The sequence below is a fragment of the Bacillus tuaregi genome (assembly GCF_900104575.1).
Taxonomy (GTDB): Bacteria; Bacillota; Bacilli; order Bacillales; family Cytobacillaceae; genus Bacillus_BD; species Bacillus_BD tuaregi.
Map to the genome: position 1 here is coordinate 878851 of NZ_LT629731.1, position 17965 is coordinate 896815.

At 40.5% G+C, this 17965-nt stretch carries 16 protein-coding genes and 1 tRNA gene; 6 read left to right on the plus strand and 11 right to left on the minus strand.

What is annotated here, in order from left to right; translation table 11 throughout:
• The first annotated feature begins 130 nt into the window (after window positions 1–130).
• Window positions 131–649 carry a methylated-DNA--[protein]-cysteine S-methyltransferase gene (locus tag BQ5321_RS06455; RefSeq protein WP_071393728.1) on the plus strand — a complete coding sequence of 173 codons (519 nt, stop codon included), beginning with the start codon at window positions 131–133 and terminating at the stop codon, window positions 647–649.
• Between the two features lie 94 nt (window positions 650–743).
• On the opposite strand, the gene BQ5321_RS06460 is transcribed toward BQ5321_RS06455, so the two are convergent.
• The 7 genes from BQ5321_RS06460 to BQ5321_RS06495 form a co-directional block, all read right to left on the minus strand.
• On the minus strand, window positions 744–1157 hold the full coding sequence (locus BQ5321_RS06460; RefSeq protein WP_071393729.1) for a VWA-like domain-containing protein: 414 nt from the start codon (window positions 1155–1157) through the stop codon (window positions 744–746).
• A gap of 246 nt (window positions 1158–1403) precedes the next feature.
• Complete coding sequence (gene nspC / locus BQ5321_RS06465) at window positions 1404–2543, minus strand: carboxynorspermidine decarboxylase (protein WP_071393730.1); 1140 nt, start codon at window positions 2541–2543, stop codon at window positions 1404–1406.
• A 10-nt stretch (window positions 2544–2553) separates the two neighbouring features.
• Window positions 2554–3753 carry a saccharopine dehydrogenase family protein gene (locus BQ5321_RS06470; protein WP_071393731.1) on the minus strand — a complete coding sequence of 400 codons (1200 nt, stop codon included), beginning with the start codon at window positions 3751–3753 and terminating at the stop codon, window positions 2554–2556.
• Window positions 3754–3966: 213 nt separating this feature from the next.
• The gene (gene fdhF / locus BQ5321_RS06475; RefSeq protein WP_315970114.1) at window positions 3967–6057 is read right to left on the minus strand and encodes a formate dehydrogenase subunit alpha; all 2091 of its coding nucleotides are present in this window, start codon (window positions 6055–6057) and stop codon (window positions 3967–3969) included.
• A gap of 420 nt (window positions 6058–6477) precedes the next feature.
• Window positions 6478–7398 carry a VanW family protein gene (locus tag BQ5321_RS06485; protein WP_071393734.1) on the minus strand — a complete coding sequence of 307 codons (921 nt, stop codon included), beginning with the start codon at window positions 7396–7398 and terminating at the stop codon, window positions 6478–6480.
• Between the two features lie 79 nt (window positions 7399–7477).
• On the minus strand, window positions 7478–8155 hold the full coding sequence (locus BQ5321_RS06490; RefSeq protein ID WP_071393735.1) for an SOS response-associated peptidase: 678 nt from the start codon (window positions 8153–8155) through the stop codon (window positions 7478–7480).
• Window positions 8156–8335: 180 nt separating this feature from the next.
• Window positions 8336–9286: a MerR family transcriptional regulator gene (locus BQ5321_RS06495; RefSeq protein ID WP_084786674.1), complete on the minus strand. Its 951-nt coding sequence runs from the start codon at window positions 9284–9286 to the stop codon at window positions 8336–8338.
• Window positions 9287–9958: 672 nt separating this feature from the next.
• Between BQ5321_RS06495 and BQ5321_RS06500 the strand changes: the two genes are divergently transcribed.
• From BQ5321_RS06500 to BQ5321_RS06515, 4 genes are all read left to right on the plus strand, one after another.
• Window positions 9959–11629, plus strand: a complete 1671-nt coding sequence (locus BQ5321_RS06500; RefSeq protein ID WP_071393737.1) for a formate--tetrahydrofolate ligase — start codon at window positions 9959–9961, stop codon at window positions 11627–11629.
• Between the two features lie 16 nt (window positions 11630–11645).
• Window positions 11646–12521, plus strand: coding sequence for a bifunctional 5,10-methylenetetrahydrofolate dehydrogenase/5,10-methenyltetrahydrofolate cyclohydrolase (locus BQ5321_RS06505; protein ID WP_071393738.1), 876 nt, complete (start codon window positions 11646–11648; stop codon window positions 12519–12521).
• A 74-nt stretch (window positions 12522–12595) separates the two neighbouring features.
• On the plus strand, window positions 12596–13222 hold the full coding sequence (locus tag BQ5321_RS06510; RefSeq protein WP_071396804.1) for a cyclodeaminase/cyclohydrolase family protein: 627 nt from the start codon (window positions 12596–12598) through the stop codon (window positions 13220–13222).
• Between the two features lie 414 nt (window positions 13223–13636).
• Window positions 13637–14452 carry a formate/nitrite transporter family protein gene (locus BQ5321_RS06515; protein WP_071393739.1) on the plus strand — a complete coding sequence of 272 codons (816 nt, stop codon included), beginning with the start codon at window positions 13637–13639 and terminating at the stop codon, window positions 14450–14452.
• 106 nt (window positions 14453–14558) lie between these two features.
• Here the strand turns inward: BQ5321_RS06515 and BQ5321_RS06520 are convergent, their stop codons facing one another.
• Together BQ5321_RS06520 and BQ5321_RS06525 are read right to left on the minus strand one after the other, a co-directional pair.
• Window positions 14559–14849: a hypothetical protein gene (locus tag BQ5321_RS06520; RefSeq protein WP_071393740.1), complete on the minus strand. Its 291-nt coding sequence runs from the start codon at window positions 14847–14849 to the stop codon at window positions 14559–14561.
• Between the two features lie 243 nt (window positions 14850–15092).
• Entirely contained in the window at window positions 15093–15659 is a 567-nt protein-coding gene (locus tag BQ5321_RS06525; RefSeq protein ID WP_071393741.1) for a DUF2179 domain-containing protein, read from the minus strand.
• 520 nt (window positions 15660–16179) lie between these two features.
• Between BQ5321_RS06525 and aroD the strand changes: the two genes are divergently transcribed.
• Complete coding sequence (gene aroD / locus BQ5321_RS06530; RefSeq protein WP_071393742.1) at window positions 16180–16947, plus strand: type I 3-dehydroquinate dehydratase; 768 nt, start codon at window positions 16180–16182, stop codon at window positions 16945–16947.
• A gap of 53 nt (window positions 16948–17000) precedes the next feature.
• Here the strand turns inward: aroD and BQ5321_RS06535 are convergent.
• Window positions 17001–17073 (minus strand) — tRNA-Ala (locus tag BQ5321_RS06535).
• A gap of 97 nt (window positions 17074–17170) precedes the next feature.
• Window positions 17171–17866, minus strand: coding sequence for an MgtC/SapB family protein (locus BQ5321_RS06540; protein WP_071393743.1), 696 nt, complete (start codon window positions 17864–17866; stop codon window positions 17171–17173).
• Between the last annotated feature and the right edge of the window lie 99 nt (window positions 17867–17965).

The following is a 17965-nucleotide window of genomic DNA, read 5'->3' on the forward strand; positions in this document are numbered from 1 at the left end:
TATATGGCGTTCGAGGTAGCGACTCAAATTTCAGAAGAAATTGAGATACCCTCTTCGTATCCTATATAATTTTACCAATAAAACAATAAGGTATAAGTCTAGCGATAATGATCCAAAGGAGGGTTCCACAGTGAAACATCAGAACAATGAAATCATCTATTGGTCCTTACTAGAACATAACTACTGGAAAATGTATTTGGCTGCAACCGAAAAGGGGCTTTGCTTTGTCGGGTCACTTAATAAGCCCTTTGATGAAGTAACGAGCTGGTCCCAAAAGGCGATTCCGGGAAGTACATTGGTGGAAGATGCCAAGAAGCTTCAGCCCTATATCGCGCAAATCAAGGAATACCTTGAAGGTACCCGCACAAGCTTTTCCATACCCTTTGACTATCAAGGAACTGAGTTTCAACAGGCTGTCTGGAAGGCGCTTTGTGAAATTCCATATGGAGTAACGAAATCCTATTCAGATATTGCCCAGCATATCCAAAAGCCTTCAGCAGTCCGAGCTGTAGGGACAGCGATTGGGAAAAACCCGATTCTTATTTCTATTCCCTGCCATCGTGTTGTTGGAAAAAATGGTGCCTTAACCGGTTTTCGGGGCGGATTAGAGATGAAAAAGCTACTGCTAGATTTAGAACGGAGAGGTTGAACGGAAGGAGATTTATCTATTAATAAGGTTCTATGACTATATTCAAACCTTAATTCGAGCGAACAGTGACATCACTGCTCGCTCTTTGTCTACCTTAGGAAGCGACCTTAATCGCTCTACCAAACGGGACCTTTGGCAGGAATTCATCCGGTACAAGCCAAAACATTTCATAATCTACGTTTTCCATGTCCTCATAGATATAGCCGGTCACATCAGTAATATAAAATAAGGTATCAATCTTTTCTGTCTCCGCCCACTCTAATACTAAAGTGTAGGAAGCTTTTCCATGGGTTTGATATTTAATTGTATCGGCCTTCACCGGCGCAATGCTTCTTATTTTATAGTCGGCTTGCACGAGCAGGGTATCAGGCTTTACCGTCTCAAAAAGCTTGACGATATTATTAATCAGGATGGTTGGAACCTCGCTTGTAGAGGTATCGACAGCGAGTGCAATTTTTTTGTCTTGTCGAGCTTGAATCATAGATAATAAGGTCTTTTGCCATTTCAAATCAAACATCCCCTTTTCAGACATTTAGCAGCAGTTCTTATTTTGCATTTTAGTAGGAAAAATATTAGGCTGAAGTCAAAAAAATTAGCCTCGTAGAACATTTCTTGTACATAAAAAAGCTGTAAACTCCATGATAGAGAGAATACAGTTTTTATTTGTTTTCATAAAAGTAAGCCTCGTATTATGTATCAATATTTAATCTAAACAAACCATCAGTGGAAAAAATCCCCACTGATGGAGTCATTATTATGATAATCGGTTGCTATAATCCTCAAAGCCAAACTGTCTAATCACTTTAATACCTTCTTCATCATTATAGGAAGCGATAGAAGGCAGGTTTACCCCATTAAACATATGGTTTTTCACCATTGTATAGTGGGCCATGTCCGTGAAGACCACCTTATCACCAGGCTTTAACGGCTGTTTGAAGGAATAATCACCAATCACGTCGCCAGCAAGGCAGGTCATACCGCCAAGTCGGTACGTGTATTCATTCTCATTCGGCTTGCCGGCATCGATAATCGTTGGTCGATACGGCATTTCGAGTACATCCGGCATATGGCAGGTTGCGGATGTATCAAGAATGGCAATTGGCATACCATTATCAACAATATCAAGCACTGTTGTTACAAGATAACCGGTATTCAAGGCAATCGCTTCACCAGGCTCTAAATAGATATCCACGTCATATTTGTTTTTCATAAAAAGAATGGATTCCACTAAGGTGTCAATATCATAATCGGGTCTTGTAATATGATGACCACCACCAAAGTTCAGCCATTTCATTCCTTTTATATACTCACCAAACTTTTCATCAACCACTTTGATCGTACGAGCAAGCGTATCGGAATTCTGCTCACACATCGTGTGGAAATGCAAGCCGTCAATCCCGTCAAGCTCATCTGGTTTAAAGTTATCTAAGGTAACGCCAAGTCGAGAAAACTTATAGCAAGGGTCATACAGTGCGGTCTCAATCTCGGAATATTCCGGGTTGATGCGAATCCCCGCTTCAATTTTTTTCGGATGGTTCTTCACCTTGTCCTTAAATTTCTGCCACTGTGGAAAGGAATTGAACACAATATGATCAACATAGCCTAAAAGCTCATCAATCTCACCATCTGAATAGGCGGGGGCATACGCATGAACCTCCTTGCCCATTTTCTCATAGCCTAAGCGAGCCTCAAATAAGGAGCTGGAGGTGACACCCTTTAAATATTGACCAACTAAAGGAAATACAGAATGCATGGAAAATCCCTTTAGTGCGAGCAGAATACTGCATCCTGTCCGCTCTTGAACGGAGTTTAAAATTTCAAGATTCTTTATTAACAGTCTTTCATCTACCACATAGGCAGGTGACGGTAAAGCAGCAAAATCAATTTTCTTCATTTCATATACCTCAATCTAATAGCGTTGGCGAGAAGCTTTCTTGCCATGGCAGCCCATTTTTATTTAATTCGTCCATAAATGGATCGGGGTCAAACTCTTCGACATTGTATACACCAGGCTTTTTCCAGATCCCTTTCATGACAAGCATGGCACCGATCATGGCTGGAACACCCGTTGTATAGGAAATGGCTTGTGAGCCAACTTCTCGATAGCATTCCTGATGGTCACAAACATTGTACACATAATAGGTTTGCGGTTTCCCATCCTTAACACCTTGAATAATACAGCCGATATTGGTTTTCCCTTTCGTTCTTGGTCCTAATGATGCTGGATCAGGGAGGACGGCTTTAAGAAACTGCAGGGGAATGATTTCTTTTCCTTCAAATTCGATTGGCTCGATGGAAGTCATTCCAACATTTTCAAGTACCTTTAAATGCGTTAAATACTGTTCAGAGAAGGTCATCCAAAAACGAATGCGCTTAACTCCTTTAATATGAACGGCTAAAGACTCTAATTCCTCATGGTACATCAGGTAGATATCCTTAGGACCGATTTCCGGTAAATCATAGACCTTTTTTTCTGCTAATGGCGGTGTTTCAACCCATTCCCCATTCTCATAATAACGGCCGTTTGCGGTTATTTCACGAATATTAATTTCCGGGTTAAAGTTTGTTGCAAATGGGTATCCGTGGTCACCTGCATTGGCATCGACAATATCAATCGTATGAATTTCGTCAAAATAATGCTTTTGCGCATAGGCTGTAAATACGCCTGTCACACCTGGATCAAAGCCGCTACCAAGAAGTGCGGTCAGCCCGGACTGCTCAAACTTTTCTTTATAGGCCCATTGCCACTTGTACTCAAATTTCGCAGTCTCAGGCGGCTCATAATTTGCAGTATCCACATAATGTACACCTGTTGCAAGACAAGCATCCATGATGGTTAAATCTTGATAAGGGAGAGCAACATTGATCACTATATCTGGTTTGAAGCTTTTTATGAGGTCAATCACTTCTTCAGTATGGTCAGCATCCACTTGTGCTGTAGTGACTTTTGTTTTGCCGCCCTCAACTTTATTTTTTATTGCCTCACATTTTGCAAGCGTTCTGCTTGCAATACAAATTTCCTCAAAGACATCCGGGTTCTGACAGCATTTATGTACAACAACATTGGCTACGCCGCCAGCGCCAATAATCAACGCTTTTCCCAATCTAATCCCCCCTAATCAATATTGAAAAGCCAATCAGGCTGATTATACAGAAATTATAAAAAGCAATCAATAAAATACGACAAAATATGAGTCTCCTTTTTAGTAATGTCGTAATCGCTCTTGTCTATTCCTATTTTAAAAAAAAAGAAAAAATAAAACTCCTGCTGACTCGTAATCAGCAGGAGCTGGGGAATGGGAAATGCATTGAAACCATTATGCCTTTAATGATTTAATGCTTACTGCACATGCTTTAAATTCAGCGGTTCCAGAAATAGGGTCATATTCGTTTAGCGTTAAGACATTTGTTGGAACGTCACTGAAATGGAAGCTCATGAACACAAGACCTGGAGCAACCTGCTCTGTGACCTTGACTTTTACGGTAAGGGTGCCCCGTCTTGACGATACCTCAACCAAATCACCCGTTTCAATGCCAAGTCTTTCGGCATCGAGTGGATGAATATCAAGGCTTTCCTCTTTTTGCTTTATCTTCACTCCGCTTGCATAGAAACGGGTTTGTGAATGTGTGTTATAGGATTCATATCTTCTTCCTGTTGTTAGTGTAAATGGATACTCTTCATCAGGAAGCTCAAGCGGCTCGGTATAGGTAACAGGTACAAATGGTGACAATTGCGCATCTGTAGTCTTATTTTCATGGAACCGCGTGTGAAGAATAAATGTTCCTGGATGTGACTCATCAGGACAAGGATAGTGGAGACTATATTCCTTATCAAGCCGGGAATATGGCATACCTCCATACATTTCCCAGGCAAGTGCTCTTAGCTCATCCCAAATTTCTTCACTGCTTTGATAGCTCATTGGGTAACCAAGCCGGGTAGATAGATCACATAAAATCTCCCAATCATCCTTCGTATTTGGATGTGGAGTGACTGCCTGGCGGACACGCTGAATGCGGCGGTCGGTGTTCGTATAGGTTCCTTCCACCTCGCCCCATGATCTTGCAGGTAGAACGACATCAGCAAGCCTAGCTGTTTCCGTTAAGAAAATATCCTGCACAATTAACAAATCAAGCTTTTCCAGCAGCTGCTTTGTATGGTTCATATGAACATCTGCCATCAGTGGATTTTCACCGATGACATAAAGAGCTTTCACTTCCCCGCGTTCCATTCGCTCAAAGGTTCTTGTCTGCGTATCGCCTGCGATGGGATTGATGGATACCTTCCATGCCTTTTCGAAGCGGGCACGGTACTCATCATTTGTTAAGCTTACAGCACCTGGCAGCTGGTTTGGAAGACAGCCCATATCACCGGCACCTTGGACATTGTTTTGTCCGCGCAGCGGCATAATTCCACAGCCTTCTTTGCCAATATGGCCTGTCAGTAAGGCAAGATTGGCAACATCAAAGACATTGTTGACACCGCAATGATGCTCTGTAATCCCAAGTGTATAGGCAATCATGGCACTGTCTGCCGTTGCGTACTCCCTTGCTGTGTCCACAATATCCTGTGCTGACAAGCCGGTTATCGTAGCGGCATATTCCGGTGTATACCTTTCCGTCATTTCTTTTAATCTATCAAAGTCATTTGTATAGTTTTCAATAAAAGCAGGGTCATATAATTGTTCATTAATAATGACATGAATCATCGCATTCATCAGCGCAATATCTGTCCCGACATGAAGCGGCAGGTGACGATGAGCACTTTTGACCATGTCAATTTTGCGCGGGTCAATGACAATCAGCTTCATCCCTGATTTGACTGCCTTCTTCATTCGATTCGCAATAATCGGATGTGCTTCTGTTGTATTGGAGCCCATTAGTAAAAGGACCTCTGTACGATCAAAGTCCTCGAGTGTGTTTGTTGGAAACCCACTACCAAATATAGTTGCCAGACCGGCAACGCTTGGAGCGTGTCAGGTTCGGTTACAGCCGTCAATATTATTGCTGCCGATAGCTGCTCTCATGAATTTTTGCGTTATATAGTTTACTTCATTCGTACTTCTGGCAGTTGCAAAGGCCGTAATCGCCTCTGGACCAAATTCAAGCTTAATGGCTTTTAATTTATCAGCGATATAGCTATAAGCCTCTTCCCAAGTGGTTTCCACCAGCTGTCCGGCTTTACGGATAAGCGGTGAAGTTAAACGGCTTTTAGCATGAACATATTCATAAGCAAAGGAACCCTTCACACATGTCTGTCCTTTATTGACAGGAGCATCTTTATCTCCACGGATTTTGACAATCCGGTTTTCTTCTACTTCAACAACTAATCCGCAGCCGGTACCGCAATAGCCGCAAACGGTTTTAAACTTTGTTGTCTCTCCCATACATACTCCTCCCATTTGGATCATTATGGTGCTTCTAACTTCATTCAGCAAAAGTCCTCCACTTCTACAAGTGGGGGATGAAGGCAAATGGTTCTTCGATTCAGTGGGGGTTCAAACCCCGGCTGAATGAAGTTAAGCCTCCGGTGGATGTCACGGATTTTTTATAGGTAGTTTATCGAGCGAGCTCGATAAAAATCCGGACGCAAATTCGTCGGGCGAATTTGATTTCGAATTGGGGTTTATTTCATAAATGAAGAATCGTTTAGTAAGATATATTCGTAAACGCTTTCGAACATTTCATATTGAATACATTAAGCCCCATATTTATTATACAAAATAATAAAAACAGCAACGGTGACGGTTGTCACAAAAGTGTGAACAATAAAGAACCCAACAAAACAATAGAGGATGCTTGTCGGGTTCAAAGAAGAAAGGTAATAAAGCTTATCCTGCCTGATTTATTTTCGTTTCAGGTGGTAGTTTATTTTTTGTATTCGGAATTTTATTAGGTTGAAATTGTATTTCATCTGAGGAAAAGACAAGGACAATCATCATACCGTGAATTGCCTTCGCTTTAATTAAAATTGGTTCATTATATATATTCTTGAAGGTAAAGTCTGGTCCGTACCAGCTGACCGTTGCATCACGCCCAGGCGGAACATAACGGACACGTTTACTATGAGAGTACCGCTCCATTATTTTCATACCGGAACGGTCTACAGCGTTAAAGAGAGTAGAGGATACCTGGCAAATACCGCCGCCAATTCCTTCAGAAAGCTCTCCCTTGACAATGATGGGTGCCGATAAATAGCCCTTTTCCTTTGTCCGTTTGCCAACTATTTTATTAAAGGAAAATACTTCTCCAGGAAATACAACATAATTATCAATCGCTTCAGCGGCCAAAAAAATATTATGAGACCGTTCTTTATTTCGGCTATTAAAGTAAGTAACATAATGGCCAATGCGTTTGTTCTTGATATTAGACAGTATTTCACTATCAACGCGGGGATATATAGTCCTTGTTGGAGCCGGCAGGGTAGAAGCTGGACCATTTTGATAAAAATAAGTAAAAAGCTGCTCCATAAATGCTTTTTGGTTCAATTCAATGCCCGCTTGCTCCGGAATAATCCGGCCTGAATCATCAATCTCGGCGTCAACTGCTTCTCTTCTAATCTGGCTATCGAGCTGATCTGACAACTGATTGAGCTTTTGCATATCCGGAAGTGGGAATCCGGGTATAGGTGAAGTTAAATCGGATTGACTGATGATCATGATGGGTTCATTTTCATAGGTAATGGTCAGTTGATCAGAATCCTGCTGCTGCTGGAGAACAAGAAAAAGTCCTAAAATCCATGCTAAATTCACTCTATTCACCTCAACATTAGTATTAGAAGGGTGAATATTTTTATGTGAAAAAAGTGAAAATTCCTGGTGAAAAAGTCTATCAGCAAATTTTTTGAATTAATTGCGGTGAATTATTCTTTGGCGAATTAACTAAGCTAGACACCTCATAGGCTTCGATTAATTCCTCTGGAAGCGGCTTTAATAATTGATTCAATTCCCGTGTATCATGGTTCGACGGATTTAACCAAGTCTGTTCATCCTCTTTTTTCAGAATAACAGGCATCCGGTCATGAATATCCTTTACCACTGCATTGGGTGTCGTTGTGATGACAGTACAAGTATAAATTGTGTTTCCACTAGGTTCTTTCCATCTCTCCCAAAGTCCTGCCATCGCAAAAAGCTCATCTGATTTCAGCTTAATACGCATGGGTGTTTTATTCTTTTGATCCTGTCTTTTCCACTCGTAAAAGCTGTCAGCAATCACTAAACAGCGTCTTTTTTTATAGGCCTCACGAAAGCTAGGTTTTTCGGCTAACGTTTCAGCTCTTGCATTAATGAGCTTGAAGCCAATTTTTTCATCCTTTGCCCAGGAAGGGATGAATCCCCATTTTAAATAACCTAAGCGATTTCTGGTGCCGTCATTAATAACTGATAATACCGAATGAGAGGGGGCTATGTTGTAGCTCATATGATAGAGCTCCTCTTCCAGCGCTGCCTCAATTTCAAATCGATTAATAATCTCTGTAAAATCAGCTGTTAAAGTAAACCTTCCGCACATGCTCCATCACCTCTTACTGTAGATACAATAATTGTAACCTTCCTAGTAAGGGAATAGCAAAGGGCTGGAGCTGGAATTAAAGCGGTATCAAGGTAGAAGAGGGCCTGTTCCAAACATACTTGTGAAGTATGAATGATCGTGGCGTAATCTTTGGAACAAGCACCATTAAGATCATCTAGTCTATGACCAAGGCTTCCACCATTTTTTCTTTTCCTTCTTTGTAGCCGCGACTTCTCTGTAGCTTGAAATCATTTCTTGGAAAATTTCCTCTCTTTTTTGGACTTCCTCCTGTGATTGCTTGAGCTCATTAATAGATTCAATTAAATAATCCTGCTGAACATCAAAGAATTGGGAGACGCTTTTCATTTCCTCCTTGGCTTCATTCACCTTTTTCGATACCTTCTCTAGGAGCTTCTGATTGTCTCTTTCCGCCATTTTAGCATTTGCGTTAATCCGCTTAGCAATCCTTTCGTAAGTAGATTCCGAGCCCTTCAGAATATCGTAGGAAAGAGTTCCGAAGGTTTCGGAGGTCTTTTCCGAAGCCCTCACGATGGCATTGGAGATTTCCTCAACCTCTATTTTTCTTTTATCATTAGATCTTTGAATCGACTTAGATATCTCTCTTACGGTGACGAGAGAAGAATTTGAAATTTCATTTTTCATGCCATCCAGCAAGTCATGATTACTTTGCTTGATTTCATATTTAATGTCACGTTTAATTTCGCTTAACAGATCCTTTTTAAAGGCCTCCATTGCTTGTTGAAAGGCTTCTAGGTTTGACGGCTGGAGTTCATTGACTGGTGCGGGTTGAAGGGTATTTTCTTGTTGGGGCTGTGACGGTGGTGCTGCTTCGAATGCTTCGGAAGCAGGGTCTAAATCTTGGTTTAGGTGTTTTTCCAATAAGGTTCTAATCATCCCTTTTGGGACATTCTGCTCCCGCATTTCCTTTACCTTATTTAAAAGTTTAATTTCATTCTCCGTATAATATCGAGCGCCCTGCTGGGTTCGAGGGATCTTGAGAAGCCCGTTTAAATCCTTTTCCCATTGTCTAATGGTTCCGGTTGGAATATTTAAAATTTGTGATACTTCTTTAATTGAATAAGCACGTAGGATTTGTCTGTTATTCATCATTCCATTCCTTTCTGACAAATTGAATTTGGTTTTAGATATATTCTGTCTCGTGGCTACTGTTTTCCTGCTGTATGACAAAAGCTATCAAAAGAAGATGGGTTTCAACAAAAGAGCAAAAAGGCCAGGTTATGAAATGAATAATAAAGTATAGTAACTAAATATAGAATTCCAAGCGTGGAATAAACGGGATATAGAAACTCCCAATCGTCAAATTTCCACAAATTTTTCACGAAAATAGTAGAGGACGTTCTTGACATTTGATAAAATTCTAATAAATAAGATATTTAACTTCATTCAGCAAATGTTTTTTGTACCGAAAGCTTGCGACAGGTACAGAAGTTCTCCACTTCTACAAGTGGGGGATGAAAGCAAATGGTCCTTCGATTCAGTGGGGTTCAATCCCGGCTGAATGAAGTTAAGCCTCCGGCGGATGTCACGGATTTTTTAAAGGTAGTTTACCCGAGCGAGCTCAGGTAATCCGGACGTAAATTCGACGGGCGAATTTGATCGATAGCACAGGTCATCATCACTATTCCTGAAAGGATTTTTTTTTGTGACAATTCTCAATACTTTATTCAGGCATTTTCCGATTTGGATTATTGTCTGGGTAAGGAGATAATGATTTTGACAATAATACTTTTACTAAATGATTGAGATTTGAGGAGAGGTTTTATGAAAACAGATGTTCAGATTGCACAAGAAGCTTCAATAAGACCAATTAATGAAATAGCAGAATACCTTGGAATACATGATGATGAATTAGAGCTATACGGAAAATATAAAGCAAAAGTCTCCTTAGATGTATTAGAGCGTCTAAAGGATAAACCTGATGGGAAGTTAATTTTAGTAACGGCCATTAATCCTACTCCAGCTGGGGAAGGGAAAACAACGGTCAATGTCGGACTTTCAATGGGGTTAAATAAAATTGGGAAGAAGACCATTACGGCGTTAAGAGAGCCATCACTTGGACCGGTATTTGGGATAAAGGGTGGTGCAGCTGGGGGCGGCTATGCTCAGGTCATTCCAATGGAGGATATTAATCTTCACTTTACCGGTGATTTTCATGCCATTACATCAGCCCATAATTTGCTTGCTGCCATGCTGGATAATCATCTACATCAGGGCAATGCACTTAACATTGATCCGAAAAGGGTTGTATGGAAAAGAGCCCTTGATATGAATGACCGTGCTCTTCGTAACATTATTATTGGCCTTGGAGGAAAAGGGGACGGCTTTATTAGGGAAAGCGGCTTTGATATAACGGTTGCTTCAGAGATTATGGCTATTCTGTGCCTGGCAACAAGTTTTAGTGATTTGAAGGACAGGCTATCAAGAATGGTAGTGGCCTATTCAACGGATGGAAGTGCTGTAACCGCAGGCGACTTAAAAGCAACTGGTGCTATGACACTATTATTAAAGGATGCTATAAAACCTAATTTAGTACAAACGCTTGAAAATACACCAGCATTTATCCATGGTGGTCCTTTTGCCAACATCGCCCATGGCTGTAACTCCGTTATGGCTACAAGAATTGGAATGAAGATAGCTGACTATGTTGTGACCGAAGCCGGATTTGGAGCAGATTTGGGTGCGGAGAAGTTCTTTCATATTAAAAGCAGATACGCCGGGTTAAAGCCTGATGCTGTCGTTGTTGTCGCGACAATACGAGCGTTAAAGATGAACGGCGGAGTAACAAAAGCTGAACTCGGTGATGAAAATCTGAAGGCTCTCAATGATGGTTTTGTCAACCTTGAAAGACATCTTCAAAATATTAATAAATTTGGGGTCCCGGCATTGGTGGCAATCAATCAATTTCCTACAGATACTGAAGCTGAAATTCATTTACTAACAGAAAGATGCAGAGAAAAAGGAGTCGATGTTATTTTAACAGACGTTTTCACAAAAGGTGGAGAGGGAGCTGTGGAGCTGGCTGAAAAAGTGGTGGAGGTTTGTGCCACTAAACCATCACACTATCGTCCGCTTTATGCTGTAGAGGGATCTATTGAAGAGAAAATTACGACCATTGCAACGGAAATTTATCGGGCAGAACGGGTTGAATTAACTGCTGAAGCTAAGCGGCAAATAGAGGAAATCACAACGCTTGGTCTGTCTCAGATGCCAGTATGTATTGCCAAAACCCAATACTCTTTTTCTGATAATCCAGCGCTGCTTGGAGCTCCAACTGGATTTACGATAACCGTTAGAGAAATAAAAGTAAATGCAGGTGCCGGTTTTATTGTGGCCATAACCGGTACGATCATGACGATGCCCGGATTGCCAAAGGTTCCGGCTGCTAATGGAATGGATATCACGGAAACCGGAAACATTATCGGTCTTTCTTAATAACAGGAGGTAATTTATGGGAATCAAATTAGCCGGAAAACCGGTTGTCGAAAACTTAAGAGAACAAATCAAAGCAAGAGTAGCCGTTCTCAACGAAAAGCAAGTAGCACCTACATTGCTTTTAATCAGAGTCGGGCAACGTGAGGACGATATTTGGTATGAAAGAAGTATTTTAAAAAATTGTAACCTGCTTGGCATTCAATGCCAGGTAAGAGAGCTTCCTATAGATGTCACAATGGATGAACTAAAGCAGGTATTCCAGGAAGAAAACGATAACCCCAATGTTCATGGAATTATGATTTTCAGACCTCTGCCGGAACAGCTTGACCCGGAAGAAATTCGAAATCTAATCGACCCAGCGAAGGACATTGACTGCATGTCGCCTGTCAATCTTGAAAAAGTATTTGAAGGGAATAGCAATGGGTTTGCACCGTGTACGCCAAAAGCTGTAATTGAGCTTCTAAAGCATTATGATATTCCATTGCAAGGCGCCAATGTGGCTGTGGCGGGCAGAAGCTTGGTCGTCGGCAAGCCGCTTGCGATGCTGCTTTTAGATGAGCACGCAACTGTGACGATTTGTCATTCTAGAACGAAGGATATGCCGGCTGTGACAGGAAAAGCAGATATTGTCGTTGCAGCGATTGGCAAAGCAAAGTTCATGACGGAAGAGTACTTCACTGAAGGGCAGATTGTTGTGGATGTTGGGATCAATGACGACGGCAATGGAAAAATTGCCGGAGATGTTGATTACGATGCTGTGTTTGATAAAGTAAAAGGCATTACGCCCGCTACAGGTGGGATTGGTCTCATTACAACAACCATATTACTGAACCATGTCGTACAGGCTTGTGAAAATTTAACAAATGGCCGTAAGGAGCATAGTCCAGTATAAGGATGAAGCGGGAAGGACTGATATTGCCTTCCTTTCTATTTTTATTTATTTTTATTCAGAACGGAGGAATTACCTTGCTAGAAAAAAGTAGCAATCAATTTATTGAAGAGCTTTCCTCAAAGGCCCCTATTCCCGGTGGAGGCGGAGCCTCAGCATATGTCGGGGCATTAGGAATGGCATTGGGAAGTATGGTTGGGAATCTAACGATTGGAAAGAAGAAATATAAAGATGTCGAAGAGGATGTAAAAGTGCTTCTCGAAAAATCTGAAACGATCATTCGAAATTTAAAAAGTCTGGTCAGTAAGGATGCAGAGGTATTTTATCCCTTATCACAGGCCTATGGAATGCCCTCTACTACTGAAGAGGAAAAAAAGAAAAAGGATGAGGTTCTACAAGCGGCTCTAGTGGATGCGACAATGGTTCCGCTAGAAATTGCTAGAAACTGCGTTGATGCTATCCATTTACATGAAGAATATGCCCGCAAAGGAACTCGCATTGCCATTAGTGATGTAGGCGTTGGAGTGATTTTTTGTAAAGCGGCTCTTCAAGGGGCAAAGCTGAATGTCTTAATTAATACAAAGATTATGAAGGATGCAGAGCTGAAAAAGAAGGTTGAGACTGAATTAGCTGAAATCGAGAGAATGGGTTTAGCAAAGGCAGACGAAATCTATCGTGAAGTTGAAAGCATGCTGCAATCTTAAAAGAGTTGATCGTAAGGAGTGTCAGATACTACTATAAAAGTGGTGTCAGACGCTCTTTTTTGTTTAACTTCATTCAGCAAATGCTTTTTGTACCGAAAGCTTGCGACAGGTACAGAAGTCCTCCACTTCTACAAGTGGGGGATGAAGGCAAATGGTCCTTCGATTCAGTGGGGGTTCAAACCCCGGCTGAATGAAGTTAAGCCTCCGGCGGATGTCACGGATTTTTTAGGGGTAATTTATCGAGCAAGCTCGATAAAAATCCGGACCCAAATTCGGCGGTGCGAATTTGATAGGAATGAGATGCTCTAGTAATAAATAACAAAATTGAATGGACACACTTTTGTCATTGCCTTTCTCGTACTGATTGTGATAATTTCACATTGTTGGGTAAAAGCAACGGAGAGGTGGAAATATATGAGTTACTATAATCCCAAAGAGATTGCTGATATCTCTATTAAAAAAGGGGTAGAAAAAGTAGAGTCATCCAAATTATCTATGGCGATCCTTGGCTTTTTGGGAGGGGCCTTTATCTCATTAGGATATCTAGCATATATTCGTGTAACGGGCACGATGCCGCATGAATGGGGAAGTTTGGTCACCTTTATCGGGGCAGCCGTTTTCCCGGTTGGGCTAGTATTGGTCTTAATTGCTGGTGGAGAACTTCTAACTGGTAATATGATGGCGGTGAGCATTGCCTATTTTGCTAGGAAAATTAGCTTCACTCAATTAATGAAGAACTGGCTGCTTATTGCTTTTTATAATCTCCTTGGAGCACTATTTATTGCTTACTTTTTTGGACATTTTGTGGGCTTGACTGAAGGGGCTTTTTTAGAAAAGACGCTACATACTGCTGAAGCGAAGGTAAATGATCCATTTTGGGTAGCGTTTGTTTCCGGAATTGGATGTAACTGGCTTGTGGGGATTGCGGTTTGGTTATGTTACGGAGCAAAGGATGTCGCTGGAAAAATTCTAGCGATTTGGTTTCCAGTCATGACTTTTGTATTAATTGGATTTCAACACGTTGTGGCGAATATGTTTATTATTCCAGCAGCTATCTTTGCCGGACATCTATCCTGGACGGAATTTGTGTTCAATGTCATTCCTGTCTTTTTAGGTAATGCGGTTGGAGGAGCAGTCTTTGTCAGTCTCATGTATTTTCTGGTTTATCAAAAGGAAGCTTCAAAAATTGGCGCCTTTTCTGTTGATAAGGATATTAAAAAAGCCGGCTAATGGCTGTGACGCTGTTTGAAAAAATCTGCTCGATTCTTTCAAACAGCCATTTTTTACTATCTAAAAAGGCGATACCTAAGGGTACCGCCTTTTTGAGTCTATTTGATTATGATTGCTTAACTTCCTGCTTAACTTCTTCCCAATAATATTGAACAGCTTCTTTACGGACAACCTCAGGACATTCTACTTCATCAGCCCAGTCATCATAATTGTTCTTACCGTGGATATGTTGAATTTCAACTGAATAGTACTTTTCTTTATATTTAAAAATTACTACAATCATTTCATCGAAGCCAGCATCATCGTTTCCAAGTTCCTGAACAAACTCTAGACCGTAATCAGGGTGATCTTTTCTTTCTGCTACAGATTCTAAAATAACATCTTTAGGGAACTTCATTTTATTCTCTCCTTACTTTTTATCCCGCTATTGATAACGGAATTACTATCAAATATTCAGCAGGTAATGTGCCCTGACTGATGGATGTATTCTTTATAAGCGTATTTTAATACGTTACTAGACAAAAAGAAATAAAAAATATCAGAAAAAATTGTCTAATTTGTGAATCAAAGAGGGCATGAATCGAACAAGCTCACATAATTAGTATTGGATAACAACCTGAATATATCCTGAAATGAATGGCTACACATTTTGTCCTGAATTCCCTTTTTTCTTAGCCTGTTTTTTCAAGACGGCTTTCTTCATTCCCTTCACTAAGTATCCGCCTTTAAAACTTGTTGGTTCATAGGCAACCACAAAGGCCTTCGGAGCATCTTCATTTAAAATATTCATTAGTTCCTTTTCTCTATTTCTTTTCACGACAATATCGAGCCGATATCGTCTGTTACCCTCGCGACCCTCACCTTCAAAAATCGTGACGCCAAAGCCTTCGCTTCTGAGCCTTTCAATTAATTCTGTATCATGATCGAGTAAGCTTACATTAACGGTTCGATATCCTATCGCTAATCTTCTTTCTAATAATCCTCCTAAAATGATTCCACCAGAATATCCTACAGAATAGGCAACCATATTCAAATAGTTCGACAGATCTGAAAAGATGATTCCTAAACTGATTACATAGATTAGTGCTTCTACACCGCCTAATAATGAAGCGATTTTTATCTCGCTTTTTACAAGAAATATTGTCCGAAGTGTTGTGAGTGGTACGATGACAAATTGCATCAATACGATTAACAGTGCATCTAACATATATGTTCGCCTCGCAATAAAAAATACATTCACTTGATAATAAATGTAACAAAAATCTGATGTCAAATTATTTTAATTAAGATAAAGTGAATCTTGTTAGTTCTTTCTCTTTTTGACATAGAATATTCATTATTACATTTCGTAAGTTGCTGCGTAAAAAAGGTGCTTACAGAAAAACGTCTTATACGCTACAATTACGATATTGATCGATTGCGTGAAGAATTAGAAAATAGTACTATTTTTACAAAGGTTCAAAAGATATCCTATTTTTAACTTCATTCAGCAGAAGTCCTCTACTTCTACAAGTCGGGGATGAATGCAAATGGTCCTTCGATTCAGTGGGGATTCAACCCCCGGCTGAATGTAGATAAGCCTCCGGCGGATGTCACGGATTTTTTAAAGGTAGTTTACCCGAGCGAGCTCAGGTAATCCGGACGCAAATTCGACGAGTGAATTTGATTGCTAGAGAGATGCAAAACATAACGAACCATTTGAGTATAAAGAGACGGAGTGGGAGAAATTGAAAAATACAGTCGTAGTCAGGGGTATAGCAATCGGTGAAGGGGAACCTAAGATTTGCGTACCTATGGTTGGTGAAAACATCATAGAACTTGAGAACGAGGCTGCTTTTCTTAAAACAATCGATTTGGATGTTGTGGAGTGGCGTGTAGATTTTTATGAGGGTGTTGAAGATATTGAAAAAGTAAAGCAAGGATTGGAGAGAATCCGTTCTGTTCTTTCTGACATCCCGCTCATTTTCACTTTTAGAAGTGCAAGAGAAGGCGGAGAAAAGGAAGTGAGCACACAGTATTACTTTGAAATGAACAAAGAAATTTGTCGGACAGGTCTTGTTGATATGGTAGATGTTGAATTGTTTCAAAACGAGCGGCAGATTCAATTGTTAATTGAAGAAGCACATCGTCAAAATGTCTTTGTTATTATTTCAAATCATGATTTTGCTAAAACTCCTACTAAGGAGGAGATTATCTCTCGACTTCGAAAAGCACAGGAATTAGGCGGGGACATACCGAAAATGGCTGTTATGCCAAGAAATACAGGTGATGTCATAACCTTATTAGAAGCAACAAATGAAATGAAGGAAAAATACGCTGATCGACCGATCATTACGATGTCAATGGCCGGTAAAGGAGTCATCAGCCGATTGGCAGGTGAAGTCTTTGGCTCCACCTTAACCTTTGCAGCGGCAAACAAGGCCTCAGCTCCCGGACAGGTGCCTGTCACCGAATTAAGGAATGTTCTAAAGCTGATTCATTCTAGCTTAGACTAAGAATGTCATAAAAATAAAAAAACCTTGAGATATATCTCAAGGTTTTTGGTTGATGGAGAATAGGGGGCTCGAACCCCTGACCTCTTGCATGCCATGCAAGCGCTCTCCCAGCTGAGCTAATCCCCCAAAGGATTGGTACAAAAGAAATTATAGCGGGAAATGACTGTCGATGCAAGAGCTTTTTGTGATTTTTTTTACATAAAATGCTGGAGTCTCCAAACTATTATTGTAAGCCACCAATTTCCGTTCTTTTTACGCCATCAATGCTGGAGACTTTATAATAAACATCGGTAATATTTCGGCGGAAATCAACGGTGACAAGGAGTCTAATGACGTGCTCACCACCTTTTACATCCTCGATATGAATTTTCCGAATGTGAATTTTTTGTTTTTCGAAAGCCTCAATGATAGAATCGAATTTATTTTTATCGTCTACCCTTAAGTTTATATTGATTTCCTTTTGTCGTAGTTGTCTTGGCCCGACCAAGCTGAAAAAGAAGGGGATGATTTCCACGCTGATAATTAACATAGCAACTCCTGCAAGTGCTTCAACATAATAACCGGCTCCCACCGCAATTCCAACCCCGGCAGCACCCCAAATGAGGGCAGCAGTCGTTAATCCCGAGATACTGTCATTTCCTCTTCGTAAAATCACCCCGGCACCTAGAAAACCAATACCTGAAACGATTTGGGCTGCAAGTCTAAGTGGATCCATCGTAATATTAATCTGGTCATTATGGGGGAACTTATAGGCTGATTCAATGGAAACAATGGTCAATAAGCAACTTACAATCGATATAACCAAGCTTGTTTTCAGTCCTACAGGTTTTCGTTTTAATTCTCTTTCCAGACCAATGACCATGCCTAAAATTGCTGAAATTCCTAGTTTCATTAAAACATCTAATTCTATACTGATCATCTCAACCGCTCTTTTCATTAAGACTATTTTTCTGATTCATGAACTTAACAGAATTGTACTTCTATTAAAAATATAACATAAAAAATAATGTTAATATAA